The organism is Bacillus carboniphilus, from assembly GCF_020524035.2.
Taxonomy (GTDB): domain Bacteria; phylum Bacillota; class Bacilli; order Bacillales; family JAIVKR01; genus Bacillus_CC.
The window spans coordinates 3,309,801-3,332,501 of sequence record NZ_CP129013.1; the positions used below are offsets into that span (position 1 = coordinate 3,309,801).

A 22,701-nucleotide genomic window follows, 5' to 3' on the forward strand; every position below is an offset into this window, starting at 1 on the left:
AAGTTTTTCGACGCACAGGAAGTGCTAGCGTCAACGTTAGTCACAGGACGTGACTGTACTTAGTTGACGTACCTTTGCCCCTGCGTCGCTAGACGGGCGCTTGCGCTTTTCTTATTGTGTATCATAAATGAACTCCCCATGTATTATAGTCTTTAGATATCATTATATCAAAAATTACGTGTTTAAGAGATGGGATTAACTGTCGTTATATGTCCAAATATTTATAAGATTGTCTATAATAAGATTATCGTCTATAATTTTAGAATAGTATAAAAACTAAAAAAGGAGGACGAGCGGTTTGGGAGAATTTTTTAAAAGTTTCATTGATGGTTTAAATGGGATTTTATGGAGTAATCCTATTATTTATTTACTTCTTGGTATTGGCTTAATATTTTCTATCCTAACGAGGTTCTTGCAGGTTAGACACTTTAAAGAAATGATTCGTTTAATGTTTAAAGGGAAGAGTTCAGAATCAGGGGTTTCTTCTTTCCAAGCATTGGCTATTGCTTTATCAGGTAGAGTAGGTACAGGGAATATTGCTGGTACAGCAACTGCTATTGCGTACGGTGGACCTGGGGCTGTTTTTTGGATGTGGACCATCGCCTTTATAGGTGCTTCAAGTGCATTTATTGAGTCTACTCTTGGACAAATTTATAAAGAAAAACAAGATGGTCAATATCGTGGGGGACCTGCCTACTATATTGAAAAAGGAATTGGTTTTAAGCCATTTGCCATTGCCTTCGCATGTGCAGCTTTGTTAGCCATGAGTTTGCTTCTGCCAGGAATTCAAGCGAATTCGATTGCACTAAGTGTGGATAATGCTTTTGGTATAAATAGTTATATAACAGGAGCAATCATTGTTGTTCTTTTGGCCATTATCATATTTGGTGGAATCAAGAGAATAGCGTCTGTTGCGCAAATAGTCGTTCCATTTATGGCAATCGCTTATATTCTTCTCTCACTTATCATTATTTTTGCAAATATCAGTGAGGTACCTCAAGTTTTGTCGCTTATTTTCTCTAGTGCTTTTGCATTTGATTCGACGTTTGGTGGGATGATTGGTTTTGCAATTGCCTGGGGTGTGAAGCGTGGGATTTATTCCAACGAAGCTGGACAAGGGACAGGTCCACATGCTGCAGCAGCAGCAGAAGTATCACACCCAGCCAAGCAAGGGCTTGTTCAAGCTTTTTCTGTTTATATTGATACACTCTTTGTTTGTACAGCGACAGCATTTATGATTCTTTTTACAGGTTCATATAATGTTTTAGAAGGTTCAGAGGATGGAGCAGTGGTTGTTGAAAACTTACAAGGCATACCAGCAGGTGCAGAATATACTCAAGCTGCAATTGACTCTTTCTTCCAAGGTTTTGGAGAGCTGAATTCGTAGCGATAGCCCTATTTTTCTTTGCCTTTACTACGATTATGGCTTATTACTATATGGCCGAAACAAACATTGCTTATTTAACAAAGGGGCGCAAAAATATAATCCCAATGTTTCTCCTGAAAATTGCATTATTAGCCGCTGTTTTTTATGGAGCGATTCAAACAAAGCCAGGAACGGTATGGAGCTTAGGAGACGCAGGACTTGGGATTATGGTTTGGTTAAACATGGTGGCTATCCTGATACTGGCTAAACCAGCGATAAAGACGTTGAAAGATTATGAGCAACAGCGTAAACAAGGACTTGATCCCGTTTTTGATCCCTCAAAGCTAGGAATAAAAAATGCCCACTACTGGGAAGAAGAGCGAGAAGAAAAGACGAAAAGGAATTACTATAGTTAAAGTGAAAAGCTCTCAATCTACATTTAGATTGAGAGCTTTTTAACAGAGTAAGAAAGTATATAAATTGGTCCTTATTTGGATGGTGCTTCTATTTTTGTCTAGCTCCAGCGCCCAGCGACGGGTAGCGCTTTCGAAGCACACGACGTGCTAGCATCATCGTTGCCCACAGGACGTGGGCGCCTTTTAGATGATGTTCCATTTCTCTACGATAAGTCAACGGAGACGCCTCCAGGAGGGAGGTGGATCTACGTTTGCTCGCGCGACGTGGCAGTAGTTAGTAGATCCTCCGCTTTCCGGCTTTTCGTGTTTCCTTTATCTCATGCGGCGATGAACAGGAGGTTCTAGCGTCAACGTTAGTTCGCGCGTCGTGACTGTACTTAGTTGACGTTCCTTTGCACCTGCGTCGCTAGACGGGCGCTTGCGCTTTTCTTATAAGATCAGAAAGTATAAACTTTGTCCTTAATAAGACAGTGCTTTCATCGTTGTCTAGCTCCGGCGCCCAGCGACTGGTGATGCTTCGCCCTCCTCTCTACGATAAGTCAACATCGAAGCCTGCGGCTATTCGTGTTTCCTTTATCTCATGCGGGGGTCTATAAGCACCTGCGTCGCTAGACGGGCGCTTGCGCCTTTCTTAAAAGATAAGAAAGTATATAATTTCGGGTCTACCACAGTCTTAGAAACTGTGGTATTTTGATGTCATGGAGAATAATATATTAAAACAAATTTTCTTTGATAAACATAACCATTGGGATCACTTTCAAAAGAAACATGGAGCTAAAATCCGTCCAATAGTAAGAAAGGAAATAGAGAAATTCAGAGGGTGTGGGAATCCCAAAAATGGATTTAAGCTATTTGTTTGTGAAGGTTGCCATGATGTCAGGAAGGTTCCGTATCGTTGTAAGGGGCGATTTTGTACCACTTGTTCAGTAGGAGAAAGCGAAGAATGGAGTCGACTACTAACAGAAGAGGTCTTACAGGTGAATCATCGTCATGTCATCTTTACAATTGATGAAGGACTGCGTGATGTGTTTTTGCTTCATCGCCATCTGTTAAAAGATTTGATGGACGAGGCAGCGCGATTAATCATGGATTTTTTCAAAAAGAAAGCGAAAGTGACCCCTGGAATCATATCAGGCTTACATACTTTCGGATCCAGAGTGAATTTCAATCCCCATGTACATATGCTAGTGACGATGGGAGGTCTTACGAAAAAGGGGGAATGGAAACAGTACGATTATCTGCCATTTGAAATGTTAAGAAAGCAGTGGCAGACCGTGGTGTTAAAGTTCATACGCAGAGGTGTGTCAGAAAAAGAAAAGAAGAGAATACAACCTCGATTACAACAGGCGTTTCACAATAATGGGAAGGGCTTCTATGTGCATGCGCCAAAACAGGAAGGGAATGTAAAAGAACAACTTCGCTATATTGGCCGTTATATTCGTCGACCTGCGATAGGACTGAATCGGATCGAGGCATATGACGGACAAAAGGTAACCTTTACGTATCATGATAAGACAGGCGGAAAAGAAAAAGAGAGAAACGATCAGTGTAGAGGAATTTATCTCTAGGCTTATTCGTCATATCCCAGATGAACAGTTTAAGACGATTCGTCATTATGGGATGTATTCAAGGAGATGCAAGGGCTTGAGTAAAAAGTCTTATGTCAATGGCAACAGAAAGCGAAACGCTGGATAGTGAAAGCAAAGAAAACAATGCGCCGTCAGACATGGAGGGAACGAATCGTATCAAGTGGTAAGAGAGACCCTCTTATTTGTGAAAAATGCCAGTGTTACTATGAATACAAGGGAGAAGTCTGTCTTGAAAATGGTAGACTAGAAATCAAGGTGGCCTTGTGTACCACGACAAGAGCCTATTTAGAAAGGGTGATTCATCATTTCACCAGTATCGAAACACCGAAAAAAGGCAAGAAAAAAAGAAAAAAATGGCCCAATCAAAACAGAGCATCAACTTTGTTTGTTTAGTGTGTCATGAAAAGAAGAGATTCCACAACAAGTGGTAAGAGATTTTGATTTAATGGATGGAGGTGATCCAGCCGTCCCCCCTATGTTCTCCTGTGAAAAATGTGGAGAAGACATGTATCCTGAATACTATAAAGGTATTCATGGGAAGGAATACAGGATTGAGGATATTCTGAGCACCAAAAAGGACCAGGTGTGATTTTTAATCACACCTGGTTTTTCTTAAACACTTATTGTTTATGTAGTCGAATCTTTCTTCTTTATTTCTAATTCACCTATGGCTCTAAAAATGCTGAATCCTGCATAAATCAGCATCAAAATTCCAGGTACAATCAGCAATAAGGCTGAACCTTCTTTTGATTGGGCGAATTCTAAAAAGTAACCTACGTACGGAATCGTAAATCCATTATATTCACCGACCACATTTTCAGGTAAGACTGGATCCATATCCGGCGCGTTATTGTTATCCCCTTTTGTTTCATAAATGACAGAACCATTTGCCTCAGTGACGCCAACAATTCTATGTGTAACTAATTTATCCTCATCCATTTTGAAAGTAATGACATCATCTTCTTTAAATCTGGTCATATCTCCACCAGGTTCGATCGCGATTATAGATCCTGTTTTAATTCCAGGCTCCATCGATCCTGAAAGAACAACCTTAAGTTGGTGACCAAAGATTTCAGGCTCACCTCCAGAAGCTCTAGATGAAATCGTGATAAAAAGCATTAAGATAAATATACAAGCTAGAATAACGGTAAGAGTTCCACTTATAATTTTTTTTGCACGTTTCATATTGTTTTACCTCACAATCGAATTTTTGAAATCTATTAGTTATATGTATTATTTAACATATATTTCATTGACTGTCTATACTATTGTCAGAATACTCTACTAAATGACTAGAGATCTGGTCAAAGGTAGTTGGGTCTTTTAGCATAACGGTATAAAATCCATTATCTTTAATTGGAAATTTAAGAGTGCGTTTTTCATCGCCTTGAAGATAAGGAATCGGTCCAGAGTCAATAAGTTGTTTTGATGTTTCCTCTTTGTCGGATGAATAATATAACTGGTATTCGAGTTCAGGTGATTGATCTTCACCTTGGTTTTCTATATTGATTACTAGTTGTGTTTGATTGTTAGTAGTTTTTACTTCAGTAGATAGGATATTGAGGGATTGAAGGCTCCAATTTGTAAATGAAGGCTCCGTATTTAGTGAATGATCTACTACGGATTGATCAACAAAAATAGCATTTGTATAACCAACATTTTTAATCATTCCAATATAAAAAAAAGACCATGCAAAAAAAACAAGAAGAATAAGAGGGAATGATTTAGATTTACTAGTATTGTTTTTCATAAACTTCATGCTAAATTCACTCGTTTCTTAAAGGATAGATAGTAAAAGTAAAGGTGGAGTTTCCTCCACCTTTACAAAGTCATTACTTAAATTATTTAGCTTCTCCAGGACCTTGCATTCCTTCGAATGTCCAAGTAAGTTCTAGAGAATCACCTTGGAATTTGTTTTGGTCTTTACCATTGTCAACAAATTCGAATTGAACTAATAAAGTGTCACTAGTTCCAGCAGCTAGGTATCCACCGAATGTTCCTAACCAAGGAACGAATACTTTTTCATAAAGCTCTGTCTCATCCATTTCTTTTAACTCAGATAGAGTTGTAAAGAAGATAGGTGTATCAGCTTTATCCCAGTTGTGTAAGAAGTTAACACGAATGTGATCACCGAAGTCTTCACCAGCGTTATTACCTTCAGCGTCAATTACTTTGTAGTCTGTATATAATTTAATTTGATCAATATCTAAAGTACCATCATTTTTTAGTTCGAATGCACGATTCATCCAGTCACCTGGTTTGATGTTTTTCACATCAATAATTGTTGTTGGTTGTGCATTTAAGTCAAGTGTACCAGCAGCAAAGCTACCGTTTACTTCTGTAGTATCATTGAAGTAAGCAAATGTACCTCCACCTACTAAAGATAATCCTAGTGCAGCTGATGCAACGCCTAAACCTAATTTCTTTTTAAGACCCATTATAAAATTCCTCCTTCAGATGTTGGTTGAACTGTATTGAAAAGTACAAATTAATCTTAGCAAATATTATCTGAAATAGAATCTTTATATAGTAGGAAAAATTGAAGGGTTAAAAGGACTAGAATCTCAAGATATTTGTCATATAAAGTAAAAACTAAAGGAAATATAGGTATATTTGTCATAGAAGGATGGGTATAATTTCATTTAATTTTCCTATAAATTTGAATAATATTTCATATATATCCTTAATGAGAAAAATTCTCAATCGAAATATTTTGTATTTTTAAATAATGATTTATTTTCTTTGCAAAAGTAAGTGAATCTTTATGATCTCCATGAAGGCAAATCGTTTGTACTTTTAAAGGGATGTTTTTTTGAGAATAAGTATCTACTGAATGCTCTTTTACCATTTGAATGGCTTGCCGAATAGCCACTTCATCTGACTGAATAAGTGAGTGCTCCATTTTTCTTGGTGTAAGCGTCCCATCGTTTTGATAGACACGATCAATAAATCCTTCACTCGCTGTTTTTAACCCTATTCTGTTTCCTTCTTTTACTAATTGACTACCATGAAGTCCATAAATAATGAGGTTTTTGTTTAGATCATATATCGCTTTCACGATAGCTGAGGAGATTATTTGATCAACGGCTGCCATGTTATATAAAGCCCCATGAGGCTTTACATGCTGCATTTTTCCCCCTTGAGCTTGAACAAAAGCTTGCAAGGCACCTACCTGATAAAGAATGAGTTCATATGCTTCTTCTTCACTTATCTCCATCTTTCTCCTTCCAAATCCATTTAAATCAGGTAACCCTGGATGTGCCCCTATAGCGACACCTTTTTCAATGGCAAGTTGAACGGTTTTTCTCATGGTGTGTGGATCACCGGCATGAAACCCGCAAGCGATATTAGCAGAAGAAATATAATCCAGTATTTGTTCATCATGTCCGATGTTATAATGTCCAAAGCTTTCACCTAAATCACAGTTAAGGTCAATCGTAATGGTCATTTTTGATTCCTCCCGAATAATGAATACAGTATGTTTATCGTTTGTAGCTGTTTAGCATATAGATGTTGAGACTGTGTTAGACTGATCTCTTGAAAGGTTATTCATTCACCAATTCTTGTTTGAGCAAGTTTAGGTAGATCAGCTAACGAGACTTGACCAATCATTGGATACCCGCCTGTTGTTTGCCTGTCAGCCAATAAAATGATAGGCTTCCCACTTGGTAAGACTTGAATGGTCCCCACATTTACAGCTGTTGATAAAACTTCTTGTTTTTTATTTAGTAATAGATTTGGACCATCTAGTTGATACCCCATTCGATTAGATTGAGGTGTGACGGTAAAACAGTTTGATTGCATTAGCGTTTTTGCATTTTGATGTAACCAGTCATAATGTATTCCTTTTGTAAATTGAATGGAACGATCAGTTATATAGGTGTATACGTTAGGTGATATAGATTGCTTCATTAAAGAAAAATGAGAAGGAGAACTGCATAAGGATTTTTTAATTTTTTTATTTAAGTCCGCTTCATTTCCGATATGAAGAATGTCGTTTTTCTGTAAAGGACGCCCCTTTAATCCACCCAGATTTGCTTTTATGTATGTGGATTTACTATTTAATTGGTTAGGAACATCAATTCCACCAGAAATAGCGATATATCCTCTCGCTCCTTTCAAGGTAGGTCCAATTTTTAATGTACTATTCTTCCTCACATAAATTGTTCGCCACATAGGAATTGACTGGTTTTCAATAGATGCTTGAAATTCCCCTCCACAAATAGCGATGACACAATCCGAGAAAAACGTCAATGTTGGCCCTGACATGGTTATCTCAATGGTCGTTTCTGATGGAGGATTTCCAACTAGAATATTGGATAGTTGATGTGCCAAAGGATCCATAGCTCCGCTAACAACAACACCGAATTGTTGATAACCATGCCTTCCTATATCTTGAATGGTTGAAAACAATCCAGGTTTTTCGACGAGTATCATCGTTGTTTTTCCTCCAGACGTTTAAACGTTGCTATATCAATTGGGATAAATTGAATGTGGTCACCAGCCTTTAAAAAAGAAGGCTTGTCTAGATGAGGTTGAAACATCTTTAAAGGCGTTTTTCCGATAATGTTCCATCCACCTGGAGTATCTAATGAGTAGATACCTGTTTGCTCTCCAGCGATGCCAACCGATCCCGCTTCAATTCTTTTCTGAGGAGTCGCTTTTCGTGGAGTTGCGATCCTTCTTGACATTCCTCCGATGTATGGAAAACCAGGAGAAAATCCGATCATATAAACAAGATAAGTCGTCTCACTATGAATAGAAATAATCTCATCTTTTGTTAGTTGATGATATTGTGTGAGATGTTGTAAGTCTGGCGAGAACGGTTCCTCATAGCAAACTGGAATCTCATTTATCCTTATATCGGTCTTTTTTTCTACTTGTAGATCATTAAGCAAAGGTTGAATCGTTTGACAAACCCATTGAAAGGGAGACACGACTTGTCGAAACAACTTTAGTAAATCATAATAAAGGGTAACTGCCGTATAAGATGGAACAAGCTCAACTAACCATTCGAACGATTGATTGTTTAATTGTTGAAACACCGTTTGAACTTTATTAAATGTCTCTTCATTGATGTGCTTTCCTAATTGAATGGTTATTGCATTGTCACCCAAGGGGTATATCGTATAGTTCATAATGAACACCTTTCGTTATGTTTATAATAAAGAAGGAACTATTCTTCTAATGGTAAAGACTTTATATGAATGTCTCTTTGAGGAAAGGGGATCTCGATTTCATTTTGATTTAGTACTTGATAAATTCGGTAATGAAACTCACTTCTTAAGGTGATATATTCATATGGATTTGAAATCCATACAAATAACTCAAAGTTTAACGAAGAATCGCCAAATTCAATAAAGTTAAGGTAAGGCTTTGGTTTTAATAAAACAGCAGGGGTATTCTGTGCTTCATCATGCACGAGTTGTATGATGAGCTCTTTTAATCGTTCAGCATCTGTCCCATAGGCGACGCCGAAAGGGATGACTAGTTTGAGTTTAGAATCACTATAGGAGCGGTTAATGACATGTTCTTCTAAAAAATACGAATTTGGGATAATAATATGTTCATTATGGAGAGTCTTCACAACGGTAGCTCTCATTTTAATTTGTTTAACATCGCCAATAATATCATCAATGATGATTCTGTCCCCAACTTCGATCGGACGTTCAAATAATAAAATAATACCGGAAATAAAGTTTGATGTAATGTTTTGAAGTCCGAATCCGATCCCTACCGATAATAAACCTGCAAAAACGGTAAGCCCGTTGAGGCTAACTCCTACACTCGAAAGACTGATTAAAATAGCGATGACCATAATTATGTAGTGAATAATACGGCTAAACGTGTATTGAAGTCCTTTTGTGACATGGTAACGAGTAAATATAGGCGGGAGTATAGCTTCCCTGATTGTTTTTGAAATAATGTAAGAAATAGATAGGATAAAGACCGCAACAAGTATGAGAGATGGAGTAACTTCTATTTTTCCAACCTTAATCCATTCTTTTGTCATCCACTCAGCATCTGCAAAATAGACCAGCATAAAAATGAGAATCGCATAAAATGAAAGCCAATTAATTAGGGTTTTAAATGCTTTTCCTTTCAAAAGCGTGGTTTTTTTAAGACTTAAAAGTAATATTAGCCTAACTACCATAATAAGTATGGTGATCGCTATTATTAAAATGAAATCAATAACATTGAATTGCTCTAGCCATTTTAATAAATAGTCCATTTCCTCTCCCCCCATGTATCATTCATCATATCACTTTCATTGGTCAATGATAAAGATACAGAGCTTGGTCAATCATTCAAAAAGAAAAGAGATGATGCACTTTTCTTGAATTGTATGTTAAAAAAAGATAACGTAGATGATAAGAAAAATATGATTTTAAAGGAAAAATATGAAAAAGGGGATTAGACATGAATGATAGATTCTTTACTGTTTAGTATCGTTTTAATTACTGTTTTAGGTGTTTTATCACAGTGGGTAGCTTGGCGATATAAGTTGCCTGCGATTGTAGTTATGTCCATCTCTGGCCTGCTTGTTGGTCCTATTTTTGGATTTATTCAACCAATGGAAGACTTTGGGACCCTTTATAGTCCGTTAATTTCGATTGCAGTAGCCATCATTCTTTTCGAAGGAAGTCTAAACCTTGATTTAAAAGAAATAAAGGATTTAAATAAACCAGTCTTTCGCATCGTCACCTTTGGTGCCATCCTTGCATGGCTACTCGGATCATTCACTGCACATGCGGTTGCTGGATTATCATGGGAAGTCGCGTTTATTATCGGAGGATTGTTTATTGTAACAGGTCCTACTGTTATCTTACCCATGTTAAGGCAAGCTAAGTTAAACTTACGGCCAGCCAAAATATTAAAATGGGAAGGAATTATTGTTGATCCTTTAGGTGCACTTTTAGCGGTGTTTACATTCGAGTTTATTAAATTTTTCACAAATGATAAAGGTTTTTCGATCCTCGGCGAGTTTTTATTTATATCTTTATGTGCGATTGGTATCGGAATTTTCTTTGGATATGGTATAGGATGGTTATTTAAAAAGGGGCATGTTCCAGAATTTTTAAAGTCTCCTTTTGTTTTTGCTGTTGTTTTGTTAAGCTTTGCTCTCGCAGAAGGCTTAATGCATGAGACTGGTTTACTTTCTGTTACAGCAATGGGAATGGTTATTGCCAACATGAAGTTAAACTCAATAGAAGATATGAGGCATTTTAAAGAAAACATATCAGTCTTACTCATCTCTACTATTTTTATTATGATTACAGCATCTTTAACAAGGGAAACGCTTTTTCAAGTTTTTCAACTAGAAATTATTCTATTTGTTCTTTTAATGCTATTTGTCGTTCGTCCACTATCTATTTACCTTTCGACAGCAGGAACCGATTTAACAAGAAATGAGAAACTGTTAATTGGCTGGATTGCTCCAAGGGGAATCGTCGCTCTCACTGTTTCTGGTTATTTATCTTCCTTGCTTATTAGTGAAGGATTTGAAGAAGCATCGATTTTGAACTCATTAACTTTTGCTCTCGTTTTTACAACGGTTTGTGTTCATGGGTTTTCCATTCGCTGGGCTGCGAGGAAGTTAGATTTAGCATACAAAAGTCAGGCTGGTGTCTTACTAGTAGGAGGAAATCCATTTACAACAGCCTTAGGTCAAGTACTTGAAGATTTATCTGTACCTGTGTTAATCATCGATTCTTCTTGGAAACGTCTTTCTTTAGCTCGAAAAGTTGGGATCCCCTCGTATAGAGGAGAAATACTTGCTGCTGAAACTGAATATCAAGTAGATATGACTCCATATGATTATCTTCTTTCAGCTACTGAATTTGATTCTTACAATGCTTTAGTTTGTACGACTCATGTCCCTCATATTGGACGAAATAACCTTTTTCAATTAAGTCTCGAAAGGCAAGAGACAGATGGACTAGACGAGCTTGGTCATACGGTTGGTGGTAGAAATGTTTTTAGCGAGAAGGCTACATGGGGTCGCCTTAATGCAAAAGTAAAATCAGGATATGTTATGAGAAAGACATCTATAACGGAACAATATTCTTTTGAAACATATTTACGTGATCAAGATGATGATACAGTATACTTATTTTTGTTAAAAGAGACAGGAGATATAGAGTTTTTTACGACTGATCATAAGTTGGTAGGAGAACCTGGAGATATTGTAGTTGCCTTGATGCCGCCAAGTAAAGAATTTAGAAGAATTAGAGAGAGGTTAAATGAAGAAAGATAAAGAAAGTTGAGTAAAGTGAATTTTTTTGTTATTATACAAATGACTAAGAACCACAATATCTTTCTTGTATAGTGCCTAGGCGGTTTGCCTAGGCACTTTCTCTTTTTGAGTAGTATTGGGTGGGCCTTTCAAAAAGGAAGATTTCTTTTATCATCAATATTCGTTATAATAAGAAAAATCAATAAAGGGAGGATGGGCAATGAACGTACATAAACAAATTGAAAAATTTAAAAAGCAACATGAAAACCGAGGTAGGTTGCTTATTCACTGTCCGGACAAACCAGGGATCGTTGCATCCGTTTCTACCTTTTTAAAGGATTTTGGTGCGAACATAATTGAGTCGAATCAATTCTCAACAGACCCATCTGGAGGATCTTTTTTCTTAAGAATTGAATTTGATTGTCCCTATTTAGTAAACAAAATGGAAAAAATGTTAAGTAGCTTTTCAGACATTGCTAATCAATTTTCGATGTCTTGGACATTAACACGAGTGTCTGATGTGAAGAAGTGTGCCGTATTTGTTTCGAAAGAACTGCATTGTTTGCAAGAATTATTATGGGAGTGGCAGAGTGGAGAATTGATGATTGATATACCACTTGTCATTAGTAACCATCTAGATGCAAAAGAAGTGGTGAAGTCTTTTGGGATCCCTTTTTATCATATTCAATCTTCGAGAGATATTCGAAAGCAGGTCGAGCAGGAACAACTGAAATTACTTAATCAATATTCTGTTGATTTTATTGTGTTAGCAAGGTACATGCAAATTTTAACTCCTGAATTTGTTGAACAACATCCAAACCAAATTATTAATATTCATCATTCTTTTCTCCCTGCTTTTGTCGGTGCAAAGCCATATGAACGAGCGTTTAAACGAGGTGTAAAACTAATTGGTGCCACCTCTCACTATGTGACGAATGACTTAGATGAAGGACCAATTATAGAACAGGATATTGAACGAGTCGATCATCGTCAAGATGTAGAAGGGTTGAAAGTGATTGGTCGAAAAATTGAACGAAATGTATTAGCTCAGGCAGTCAAATGGCATATTGAAGATAGAATCATTGTTTTTAAGAACAAAACGATCGTTTTTTAATGGTAAATAAAGTTTTTCATTTCTCCTTATGTAAAGAGTATTCCTCTAATATAAGGTTTTTTTTGTGTCGATTTTCATGTTTATTACATATTGTAGAGTATCCCTTTAGTTGGAGTGTGACAGATGAAAGCGAATTTACCTGTTATTACATTAGGTAAAGTGTTTAATCCCCGATTACCTAATCAATTGAATCAAAGTGAGCCACCGATTAAGTTGGCTGAAGTAATTTTAGAACCTAACAAATGCATGAGTACCTGTGCGTTATTGGAGTATTCACAATTTATCACTTTTACGATTTTTGGTTTGAATCCAAAGTTAGAAATTGTATATCGTCTTATTAGACAAAATAAAAAATCAACAGAAATTCTTCAAATATGGGATTTTCTTTTTGAATCTGCAACAATAGCAGAGGTTGCCAATATTCAAACAAATCAACCTGATGTTTTTAAATTTTGCGATTGTGATCTTCAAAATCAAGGTGAGAAACTGATTTATCTGTACCAAATCATTAGTATTAAGAAAAATTCAGTAAGAGAATTTGAACTTACTAACAAGAATGTGACTGGGAACGAACTAAGGAATGGAAAGAGCTACTTACTTTATAATTAGGCTTGAAAATATGAATTAAACGAGGAAGGTGAATATATTGGAGCTACAGGGAAGCTATTTACCATTCATTGTTCAGGCTAAAGTTTTTAATCCTGTTTTACCAATTAAGTTAAGTAGACAACAACCTCCAATTAAATTGACGCAACTATCCTTTGATGTACCCCAAAATATTGATATGTGTGTGTTTATTAGTTTTTCTGGTTTTGTATCATCAAATTTGCGAGGGGAAGATTTTAATCGTTTGACTTTTAGGTTGATTAAAAAGTGTGAAGGATTCACTGTGCAAAACCTCCAGGAATATTCCTTTCGAAGAGGTTTTGTGAATGATACTAATATAAAAGAGCCTGTGGTCTATAATTATTGTCAATGTATATCCAATCGCTTTATAAGTTTTTGTACGTATTCATTTGAGTTAGTTGAAGCAGAATTATCCAACAACTCGTTTTATAATATTTCAGAAAAAAATATGACCGCTCAAGTTTATCGGGGCGAAGAACAACATCAGGGGAGGTGTTGAGGTTGGAGTCATCTTGTCAGTCTTCATTTTTAAACTGTGGGAAAACTTATAAAGTATTAATTCCGAATCAACTATCTCTCAATTCGGTGCCTTTAAAAATTGCCTCTGTTAAAGTAGATGTTCAAAATATTAAAAATCCTCGTGTACTTATAAATTATTCTCAAAATTGTAATGTAGTTGTAAATGGTTATAATATACTTATTAGCGTTACTTTTGAACTTGTGAGGAAATCAATTCAAACAGGTGAGGAAGAAAGATTAGAGAAATGGACATTTAAAGTGTCTGAAGGAATTCCTACAGTTGTGGAGGAATTAGTAACAATTGAACCTCTGGTCCTTAATTATTGTGATAGTCTAAACAATTCCTTTGAAGATGCATTTATTTACACTATCCAAATTATAGATTTAAAATCTAATAATGCTTCATACACTTTAGATAGTCAACAAATATCGGCAATTGCATGTAGTGGTAGTTCTAACTAAAAAATGTTTTTTGAGACATTAAGAAAATTGGACATCCAAAAGTATTCAACTTGAAGAAGAACACAATCCTCGTAAAAAAGTTTGTTTGTTTTTTCATTCTCCATCTTTCCTAATGGATATTTCTTGTTCTAAAAGGTCAGGATGAGTAAATATTAAACTGTGTAACAACTGTTTGTGTTAATCAAATTTTAGACTTCTCTTGTAATCAAAAAACTAGGATTAAAAATATGTCAACTACTTACACAGATAAATACGAAAGAATTGCAGTGAAAATCAAGTGATTTTTGGTTGATATTTGTTTGTTGTATTGTAAATCCCCATTCTAAAAGGGGAATTTACAATAAACAAAAATTAACAAGAACCGATTTACATCGGTTCTTGTTAATAAGTAGAATTCAAATAAAAAAAGGATACATAAACCCTCCAAACCCTCTATATGGAAAGCGATATGGACGAAAGTAACGAAATCTTCTTGGGTAACCGTAACCATAAAAGGGAGCGCCGAAAAATCGTTCATCTTCTCCAGAAGGAACTAGCAGACTAAAAGAGTCATCATCTAATTCATCTATAATCCCTTCAACTTGTTGTCCTTCATTCGTTACAAAGATAACAAAGTGATGGTGATGATCATGACAAAACTGTTTAATTTCACTTTCTGATTTCTTTGTCATTTGTGGAGAAACATTAGCTTGTTGGTTTGATTGATATGGTGATACATTTGCTTGTTGATTCATTTGGTTTGGGGACACGTTCGATTGTTGATTAGGTTGGTATGGAGACATCATTGGGTTATTCGGATAATAATTCAAGTTTATCGTCTCCTTTCATATATATTTACAAACATTTATATGTAGCAGTAGCTTGTACTAGTATTCGATCTTCAGTAAAAATTTTAAAACAACAAGGGGAAAAGTGACGGAAATCACATCCACTTTCCTTTAAAAATTGTATAGTAAAAGAGTGTTTTAGCATGCCATTGCAAATGAATTTCTACTTCCTTTTCGAACAGGCTTCCTACAGGGAGCTATTCGCTATCCTTTCATAAGGGTAGCTTTTTTTTATATGATATGAATGTATAAACTTTGTCCTTTATAAGAAGGTGCTAAAATGATTGTCTAGCTCCAGAGCCCAGCAACTTCGACGCACACGAAGTGCTAGCGTCACAGGACGTGACTGCATTTAGTTGACGTTCCTTTTTTTTGGCGTCGCTAAACAGGCTTATTCCCTCGGTGTCGTCATCACTAGGAAAAATTCGTTTATAAAAGCTCGATAGTCAAACCATAAAGCAATATTATGAACAGGCCAATTTGCTTTATTGACTATCTTTCGAAAATCTCCAGAGCTTTGTCCAAAGCTTTCACCTCTAGTTGTATTAATGAAGGTAGGTGTTTCTTCATAATATATATTTTTTTTACCACTATCCGAAATTGCCCATAAGGTAAACGTGTCGTGAAGAGGGCTTCCATTCATTGAAGGATAGTTCTTTTTATAAAAGTCATTATAATAGTCAAATAGTGGTTTTATAATTTGTCCTACTGAATCATTTTGCCCTTTGTAAAATAAAGTTAATTGATTAATCATTGGGGTTGTCACTAACGCATATTCTGTAACGTCTAGTGGAATTAAGTAAACAGGTTTAGGTGCTAATTGAATGAGTAAATTGGCTGCATATGGATCTCCAAAATAATTAGCCTCAGCAACTGGGGTTACATTTCCAGGGACGTTAAAAGCTCCTCCCATAACATAAAATTCTTTCACTTCTGACATTGTTTTAGGGTATAACACGAAGGCGGTTGCTAAAGAAGTTAATCGTCCAGTTGAAAGGATATAGAGATCATTTTTGTAGCGTTCAATAATTTCATTAATTAAGTAAAAGTTTTCGTCTATTACGTGATTCGTTTCAATTTGAGGGATGATCGGTCCTAAACCGAAGGGTCCGTGAATATTTGTAAAGTAGTGAGGTTCTTGTCCTGTTAATGAAGAAACAGCGCCACTAATTATAGGAACATCTGTAACTCCCGTTAGATTTTGAATAAATTTTACGTTTGTCATAGCGGCTTCAAATGAGATATTTCCGTAGTCCGCTACAATTCCGACTAGGTTGATCTCCTCACTATAATAAGCATAAAGAAGCGTGATCACATCATCGATCCCAAAGTCGGAGAATGCGAGAACATTTTTCTGATTTCTCATCCACACCACCTCTTTTTAATAAGTATGGAGAAAAACATCAATAATTCCTAATTTGAAATAAGATTTTTAAATAGTCCAAAAAATGAATGTAGATTAAGAAAATCGCAATCACCCGTTTAGAAACGCAGGGAAAAAGGAACGTCAACTAAGTACAGTCACGTCCTGTGACTAAAGCTGACGTTAGCACATCGTGTGCGTCGGAGTTGCTGGGCAATGGAGCTAGACAAGAATTAAAACCGCAAGCTAAATATGGACCTATTTATCTACTTTCTTCCTCTAATAAAAAAGATCCTAATCAATTGATTAGGCTCTTTTTTGAATAGTAGATGTTCAATTCCAAATTTCTTCAACCCATTCGGGGTGATCAATAAAAGGATTGCGGTTTTGTTGATAATCCTCGTAAATGATGTCATTTCTTGTTCTTTCAAAATCATCTACTGGGTCTTCGTTATGCCATTCTAAAAGAGTAGATAGTTTCCCATGATAAGGACTAGAATCATTACTTACAAAATCATTAACCTCTAAATCTAGTTCACCAGAATCCCCTTCGTAGCGAACGGCCATATAGAAAATCATTCGAGCGATGTCTCCTTTTACTTCGTCCCTTGGTTCCCAAGAATCGCTATCATAAAAGGTATCATCAGCTTCGCCTTGAGCAGTACCACCATTGTCAAAATCTTTGTTTCCTCTGGAGCTATTGACAGTCATATCAGAAGGTCTAATGTGATGAAGGTCTGTACCTTCTCCTTTAGATGTACCGAAATCACCATGAGACTTAGCCCAAACGTGTTCTCTGTTCCAATCATCTATTCCATTACCATTCCTATATTTACTTTGTGATCGACCAGTATATATTAATATGACATTATTACTATTATCTGGGTCTTGATCCGTATATCGTAATGCATTCCATACATCATTATAGCTAAGTTCTACGTGATCATCAATAATGGCATGGAGTGATCTTTTTAATGTATCTCCTGTTTTATTCTCTGCAGATTGATAGTACTCTTCAATCTCTGAATTTACTGTTGATTCAGAAGAAAATTCAATGGACTGGGGTGATTTTAAACCAGCATGTCCATAATAACTAGTTAATGTACCGGTTACGGAAATTTTATCCGCTAATATTGATGAATTTGTATCAAGACCAAATGTAGAGCGGTAATCTGAAGTTAGTTGTATGTACAACATGTTTTCTGTTGATGTCTCATCTTGATCATCAGCAATGGCAATCGAATAATCATCTGAAAAAGACGAGGTTTGGATTGAACTGGACGAAAGTGGCTTTCCTACTATATATCCTTCGACCGTTTGAGATGAACCATCTTGATTGTTAATGGCCTCTTGAGTTGAAGAAATAGTCGTAGCTTCGTAAGTTGATAGTGGCATCTGAAGTAATGAAACTAGTAAAATAGCTGAAATAAATATTTTCACCTTTGACAAATTAATTCCTCCTAAATCCCCTTTGATATCACTTATAATTAAAAACATAATTGAAAACGCTTACTTTTTGACTATATTAATTTTATTGCATATTTTTTAAAAAAACAATGATTTTATATAAAATTTAAAATAATTTACTAAGTATATAAATTGTTTATCATCCTTTTACAAAGAAAACATGCCCTTGCCCGTTCTTATACACTTTATGCTATTATAGTACACGTGCAGGTTATGCCAAGAGTACAAATCATACATTGTTCGATATTGCACAAGCTTATCTTTTTCTGTTATGATACAATCTAGGTACGAACCAAAAAGGGAGTGAATGAAATGATTTTATGCGAATGGAAAGATTTCCATACAGATGCTGAAACTTATACACAAGAAGTATTTGAAGATTTAATTGGTGATGAATTCGAAGCTATGATGATTAAAGAAGAGGAAAAGATTCCTTCATATATATGGACTGTCAATTTTGTAGTCATAATAAAAAGAAGTGCACGCATGTTTAACGATATCTCATTTGAAAAGATCCCACGTAATCCTGTTTGCGAATAAATAGAGCAAAAGCACCTTAATTTGGAGGTGCTTTTTATATGCAAAAAATTCAATGAACAACACATGAAATGATCTGCTAATAGTAAGTGAACATGATTAAGAAAGGGTGAAGAAAAATCTCAGATATAATCATGTGTTAAGCGCTTACATTTTTACTTTGTTCAATAGTTCACAAATTAGACATACACAAATCGCTAATAGCGTTATATAATGAGTTCATAGAAAAGAAAATAACCTTAATTAAATTTTTTTAAAGATGTATGTGAAAATATTCACATACAAATTAGGAGGGTTTATCCATGGTAGTTGAAGAGAAAGTAATCGACAAACAAAAAGAAGCTCGTTTAATGGTTGATAAGTTAGTGGAAAAAGGAAATAAGGCTTTAGAAGAGTTTCGTGGATTAGATCAAGAAGCTATCAATGAAATTGTTAAACAAATGGCGTTAGCTGGTTTAGATAAACATATGCACTTGGCTAAAATGGCAATTGAAGAAACAAAACGTGGCGTTTTTGAAGATAAAGTAACGAAAAATATTTTCGCTACAGAATATATTTATCATAATATTAAGTATGATCGAACTGTTGGTGTTATTTCTAATAATGAATATGACAATGTAGTAGAAATTGCTGAACCTGTAGGAGTGGTTGCTGGAGTTACTCCTGTAACAAACCCAACATCAACAACCCTATTTAAAGCGATCACAGCTATTAAAACAAGAAATCCAATTATTTTTGCTTTCCATCCATCTGCTCAAAAATGTAGTAGTGAAGCAGCTCGTATTGTCCGTGATGCAGCTGTAAAAGCAGGAGCACCAGAAAACTGTGTGCAATGGATTGAAAAACCATCTTTAGAAGCAACGAAAAACTTAATGAACCATGATGGTGTAGCACTTATTTTAGCGACTGGTGGAGCTGGAATGGTGAAATCAGCCTATAGTTCTGGGAAACCTGCATTAGGTGTAGGTCCTGGTAACGTACCTTGTTACATTGAAAAAACAGCTGTTGTAAAACGTGCAGTAAACGATTTAATCTTATCTAAAACATTCGATAATGGTATGATCTGTGCTTCTGAACAAGCTGTTATTATTGATAAAGAAGTGTACGAAGAAGTTAAAAATGAAATGACGTACCATAGCTGCTATTTCTTAAATGAACAAGAACGTAAAAAAGTAGAAAAATTAGTCATTAACGAGCAATCTTGTGCAGTTAATGCAGATATCGTAGGTAAACCAGCTTATGAAATTGCGAAAATGGCTGGAGTAAAAGTACCAGAAGATACAAAGATCTTAGTTGCTGAAATAGAGGGTGTAGGACCAAAATATCCACTATCTCGTGAGAAATTAAGTCCAGTATTAGCCTGCTACCGAGTACGTAGCACAGAAGAAGGAATGACTCGTGCAGAAGAAATGCTTAACTTTGGAGGCTTAGGACACTCTGCTGTTATTCATTCTGAAGATCAAAAAGTATTAGATGAGTTTGGAATCAGAATGAAAGCAGGTCGTATCATTGTAAACGCACCTTCTTCTCAAGGGGCCATTGGTGATATTTATAACGCATATATGCCATCTTTAACGCTTGGCTGTGGAACGTACGGTGGTAACTCAGTTTCTACAAACGTTGGAGCGGTTCATTTGATTAATATTAAAAAAATGGCGAAAAGGAATGTCAATATGCAATGGTTTAAACTTCCACCAAAAGTATTTTTCGAGAAAAATTCTATTCAATACTTGTCTAAAATGCCGAACATTTCAAAAGCGATGATCGTAACAGATGAAGGAATGGTTAAATTAGGATATGTTGATAAATTACTTTATAATTTAAGAAAACGTGCTGATTATGTTCATTGTGAAATCTTCTCTGATGTTGAACCAGATCCATCTATCGAAACGGTGATGAAAGGTACAGAAATGATGCATAGCTTTAAGCCAGATGTCATCATCGCACTTGGTGGAGGATCAGCAATGGATGCCGCCAAAGGAATGTGGTTATTCTATGAGCAACCAGCAACTGAATTCAATGGCATTAAACAAAAATTCTTAGATATTCGTAAACGTACGTATAAGTACCCTAAACTAGGTGAGAAAGCGAAATTTGTTGCAATTCCAACTACATCTGGTACTGGATCTGAGGTAACACCGTTCTCTGTTATTACAGACAAAGAAAACAATGTAAAATATCCATTAGCAGACTATGAGTTAACTCCAGACGTGGCGATTGTTGATCCGCAGTTTGTCATGACGGTTCCTAAACATGTAACAGCTGATACAGGTATGGACGTATTGACTCATGCGATTGAAGCGTATGTATCTAACATGGCGAATGATTATACGGATGGATTAGCGCTTAAAGCCATTCAACTAGTGTTTGACTATTTACCAAAAGCCTATCATAACGGTAGCGATGAAGTCGCTCGTGAAAAAATGCATAATGCATCTACGATTGCAGGTATGGCATTTGCAAATGCGTTCTTAGGAATTAACCATAGTTTGGCTCATAAATTAGGAGCAGAATTCCACATTGCTCATGGACGTTCAAATGCAATCTTAATGCCACATGTTATTCGTTATAATGCGATTAAACCTAAGAAATTTGTAGCATTCCCTAAATACGAATACTTCAAAGCGGATGTTCATTACGCTGAGATTGCAAGAATGCTAGGATTACCATCTAGCACAACCGAAGAAGGAGTAGAAAGCCTAGTTCAAGCGGTCATTAAGCTTGGAAAAGAACTTAACATTCCAATGAGCATTAAAGAAAATGGTGTCACAAAAGAAGCGTTCGAAGCAAAAGTAGACGAATTAGCGGAACTTGCTTTTGAAGATCAATGTACACCAGCAAATCCAAAGTTACCTCTTGTAACTGAATTAGCAGAAGTTTACCGTAACGCGTTTAAAGGTGTTTAATTCTTTAATATAAATGAAATATACTTTCCCCTTCCCAAGCACCTCCTACTTCCCAACTGCAAGTAGGAGGTGTTTTTATGGCTTAGAAAACTTCTAGCTACCAGGCGTTCAGGAAAACTTATAGCGTGGTATTAAAAAAAACCTCACTTCATAGTAGGATAAAGATGGTTTCCCGACCACTTCATCTCACCATAGAAGGAGGTATGTCCGTATGAAGGACATGAATAGTTTAGCACACACAGCATGAAATTTTAAGTATTTCTAAATGCATATGCTTGCGCTTTTCTTATGGCAATTCGTCTCCCCTAGACGTTACGTATAGCTCATACCATTCTTCTCGTGTCATTAATTTTGATTGCTGCACTCCATCTGCGCACTTTTGAATGCGTTCCGGATTTGTTGTACCGATTACTGGTTGAACCTTGACAGGGTGACGCATTAACCAGCCAATGACAATCGCTTCAGGAGAAGTGTTCTTTTCTTCTGCAAGTTTGTTCACTAATTGAATTGTATTCTTTTCTGTTTTCGATACATTAGCTTGTCCTCTTCCAGAATAAATCCCGTTTGCGAGAGAACCCCATGCTTGGATTTGCACATCAATTAGTTTGCTGTACTCCAATAGTCCATCGGCAAAATAATTGTTTAAACCTATTTGTTGATTAACCGAAATTCCTTCGTTAACCCAATCAAGTTTTCGTAGACTCATTTCTAATTGATTAACAATGAGAGGGTCCTCAAGATAAGCATTCATTAGTTCCATTTGTGATTTGTTCATATTGGAAACGCCAAAATGTTGAACCTTTCCAGAGGATTTTAACCATTCAAATGCTTCAGCAACCTCTTCAGGTTCTATGAGTGGATCTGGTCGATGAAGAAGGAGAACATCTATAGAATCAATAGTAAGTCTTTGTAATATGTTATCAACAGATTGTATAATGTACTCTTTTGAAAAATCATACCTTTTTGGACCTAAGTCATCAGGAAAACGAATCCCACATTTGCTTTGAATGACGATCTTATTTCGAAGTGAGGGGTTTGCCTTTAACACCTCACCGAATACTTTCTCTGCTTTTCCATTACGGTATATATCTGCATGATCGAACATCGTGATTCCAGAAGAAAGAGCGGCATCAATGGCTATCTCCATTTTATATATATCATCTTGGGAATAATGGTCAGTACCCCGCTCTCCTCCAAACCCCATACATCCTAAAACGATAGGGCTATTCGATATATGTCTTTTTTTAATCGGAAATTGAGACATAAAATCCC

The 22,701-nt window shown here is 36.0% G+C and carries 19 protein-coding genes and 2 pseudogenes; 10 read left to right on the plus strand and 11 right to left on the minus strand.

From position 1 onward, the window contains the following. Positions 1-298 precede the first annotated feature (298 nt). From LC087_RS17275 to LC087_RS17295, 3 genes and pseudogenes are all read left to right on the plus strand, one after another. Positions 299-1,782 (plus strand): annotated as a pseudogene (locus LC087_RS17275) (alanine/glycine:cation symporter family protein). A gap of 698 nt (positions 1,783-2,480) precedes the next feature. Then, a pseudogene (locus tag LC087_RS17280) lies at positions 2,481-3,774 on the plus strand (IS91 family transposase). Between the two features lie 21 nt (positions 3,775-3,795). Further along, the gene (locus LC087_RS17295; RefSeq protein WP_306019610.1) at positions 3,796-3,960 is read left to right on the plus strand and encodes a hypothetical protein; all 165 of its coding nucleotides are present in this window, start codon (positions 3,796-3,798) and stop codon (positions 3,958-3,960) included. Between the two features lie 38 nt (positions 3,961-3,998). Here LC087_RS17295 and sipW read toward each other — a convergent pair whose 3' ends face one another. The 7 genes from sipW to LC087_RS17330 form a co-directional block, all read right to left on the minus strand. Further along, positions 3,999-4,556: a signal peptidase I SipW gene (sipW, locus tag LC087_RS17300; RefSeq protein ID WP_226540881.1), complete on the minus strand. Its 558-nt coding sequence runs from the start codon at positions 4,554-4,556 to the stop codon at positions 3,999-4,001. 64 nt (positions 4,557-4,620) lie between these two features. Further along, complete coding sequence (locus LC087_RS17305) at positions 4,621-5,130, minus strand: hypothetical protein (protein WP_226540882.1); 510 nt, start codon at positions 5,128-5,130, stop codon at positions 4,621-4,623. A gap of 82 nt (positions 5,131-5,212) precedes the next feature. Next, positions 5,213-5,809, minus strand: coding sequence for a CalY family protein (locus LC087_RS17310; protein ID WP_226540883.1), 597 nt, complete (start codon positions 5,807-5,809; stop codon positions 5,213-5,215). Between the two features lie 245 nt (positions 5,810-6,054). Then, on the minus strand, positions 6,055-6,819 hold the full coding sequence (locus LC087_RS17315; RefSeq protein ID WP_226540886.1) for a LamB/YcsF family protein: 765 nt from the start codon (positions 6,817-6,819) through the stop codon (positions 6,055-6,057). 101 nt (positions 6,820-6,920) lie between these two features. Further along, positions 6,921-7,808 (minus strand): 5-oxoprolinase subunit C family protein, encoded by an 888-nt coding sequence (locus tag LC087_RS17320; protein ID WP_226540888.1) that lies wholly within the window; start codon positions 7,806-7,808, stop codon positions 6,921-6,923. Then, positions 7,805-8,509 (minus strand): 5-oxoprolinase subunit PxpB, encoded by a 705-nt coding sequence (pxpB, locus tag LC087_RS17325; protein ID WP_226540898.1) that lies wholly within the window; start codon positions 8,507-8,509, stop codon positions 7,805-7,807. The genes LC087_RS17320 and pxpB overlap by 4 nt, the downstream gene beginning before the upstream one ends. Before the next feature lie 38 nt (positions 8,510-8,547). Then, positions 8,548-9,603, minus strand: coding sequence for a mechanosensitive ion channel family protein (locus LC087_RS17330; protein WP_226540901.1), 1,056 nt, complete (start codon positions 9,601-9,603; stop codon positions 8,548-8,550). Positions 9,604-9,795: 192 nt separating this feature from the next. On the opposite strand from LC087_RS17330, the gene LC087_RS17335 reads away from it, so the two are divergent. The 5 genes from LC087_RS17335 to LC087_RS17355 all read left to right on the plus strand — a co-directional run bounded on the left by LC087_RS17335 (position 9,796) and on the right by LC087_RS17355 (position 14,329). Next, on the plus strand, positions 9,796-11,628 hold the full coding sequence (locus LC087_RS17335; RefSeq protein WP_226540903.1) for a cation:proton antiporter: 1,833 nt from the start codon (positions 9,796-9,798) through the stop codon (positions 11,626-11,628). A 199-nt stretch (positions 11,629-11,827) separates the two neighbouring features. After that, positions 11,828-12,721 carry a formyltetrahydrofolate deformylase gene (purU, locus tag LC087_RS17340; RefSeq protein WP_226540905.1) on the plus strand — a complete coding sequence of 298 codons (894 nt, stop codon included), beginning with the start codon at positions 11,828-11,830 and terminating at the stop codon, positions 12,719-12,721. Between the two features lie 123 nt (positions 12,722-12,844). Further along, positions 12,845-13,330 carry a hypothetical protein gene (locus LC087_RS17345; protein WP_226540907.1) on the plus strand — a complete coding sequence of 162 codons (486 nt, stop codon included), beginning with the start codon at positions 12,845-12,847 and terminating at the stop codon, positions 13,328-13,330. Positions 13,331-13,367: 37 nt separating this feature from the next. Further along, positions 13,368-13,847, plus strand: coding sequence for a DUF4489 domain-containing protein (locus tag LC087_RS17350; RefSeq protein WP_226540910.1), 480 nt, complete (start codon positions 13,368-13,370; stop codon positions 13,845-13,847). Between the two features lie 2 nt (positions 13,848-13,849). Continuing rightward, positions 13,850-14,329, plus strand: coding sequence for a DUF4489 domain-containing protein (locus tag LC087_RS17355; RefSeq protein WP_226540912.1), 480 nt, complete (start codon positions 13,850-13,852; stop codon positions 14,327-14,329). 395 nt (positions 14,330-14,724) lie between these two features. Here LC087_RS17355 and LC087_RS17360 read toward each other — a convergent pair whose 3' ends face one another. From LC087_RS17360 to LC087_RS17370, 3 genes are all read right to left on the minus strand, one after another. Next, positions 14,725-15,138, minus strand: a complete 414-nt coding sequence (locus LC087_RS17360; protein ID WP_226540914.1) for a hypothetical protein — start codon at positions 15,136-15,138, stop codon at positions 14,725-14,727. A 409-nt stretch (positions 15,139-15,547) separates the two neighbouring features. Then, a complete protein-coding gene (locus LC087_RS17365; RefSeq protein WP_226540916.1) occupies positions 15,548-16,522 on the minus strand; it encodes a nucleoside hydrolase in 975 nt (324 codons plus the stop codon). 330 nt (positions 16,523-16,852) lie between these two features. Continuing rightward, on the minus strand, positions 16,853-17,914 hold the full coding sequence (locus LC087_RS17370; RefSeq protein ID WP_226541065.1) for an endonuclease: 1,062 nt from the start codon (positions 17,912-17,914) through the stop codon (positions 16,853-16,855). A 384-nt stretch (positions 17,915-18,298) separates the two neighbouring features. Between LC087_RS17370 and LC087_RS17375 the strand changes: the two genes are divergently transcribed. Together LC087_RS17375 and adhE are read left to right on the plus strand one after the other, a co-directional pair. Then, positions 18,299-18,526, plus strand: a complete 228-nt coding sequence (locus LC087_RS17375) for a hypothetical protein (RefSeq protein WP_226540917.1) — start codon at positions 18,299-18,301, stop codon at positions 18,524-18,526. A gap of 299 nt (positions 18,527-18,825) precedes the next feature. After that, positions 18,826-21,429, plus strand: coding sequence for a bifunctional acetaldehyde-CoA/alcohol dehydrogenase (adhE, locus tag LC087_RS17380; RefSeq protein WP_226540920.1), 2,604 nt, complete (start codon positions 18,826-18,828; stop codon positions 21,427-21,429). Between the two features lie 286 nt (positions 21,430-21,715). Here adhE and LC087_RS17385 read toward each other — a convergent pair whose 3' ends face one another. After that, positions 21,716-22,693, minus strand: coding sequence for an aldo/keto reductase (locus LC087_RS17385; protein ID WP_226540922.1), 978 nt, complete (start codon positions 22,691-22,693; stop codon positions 21,716-21,718). Between the last annotated feature and the right edge of the window lie 8 nt (positions 22,694-22,701).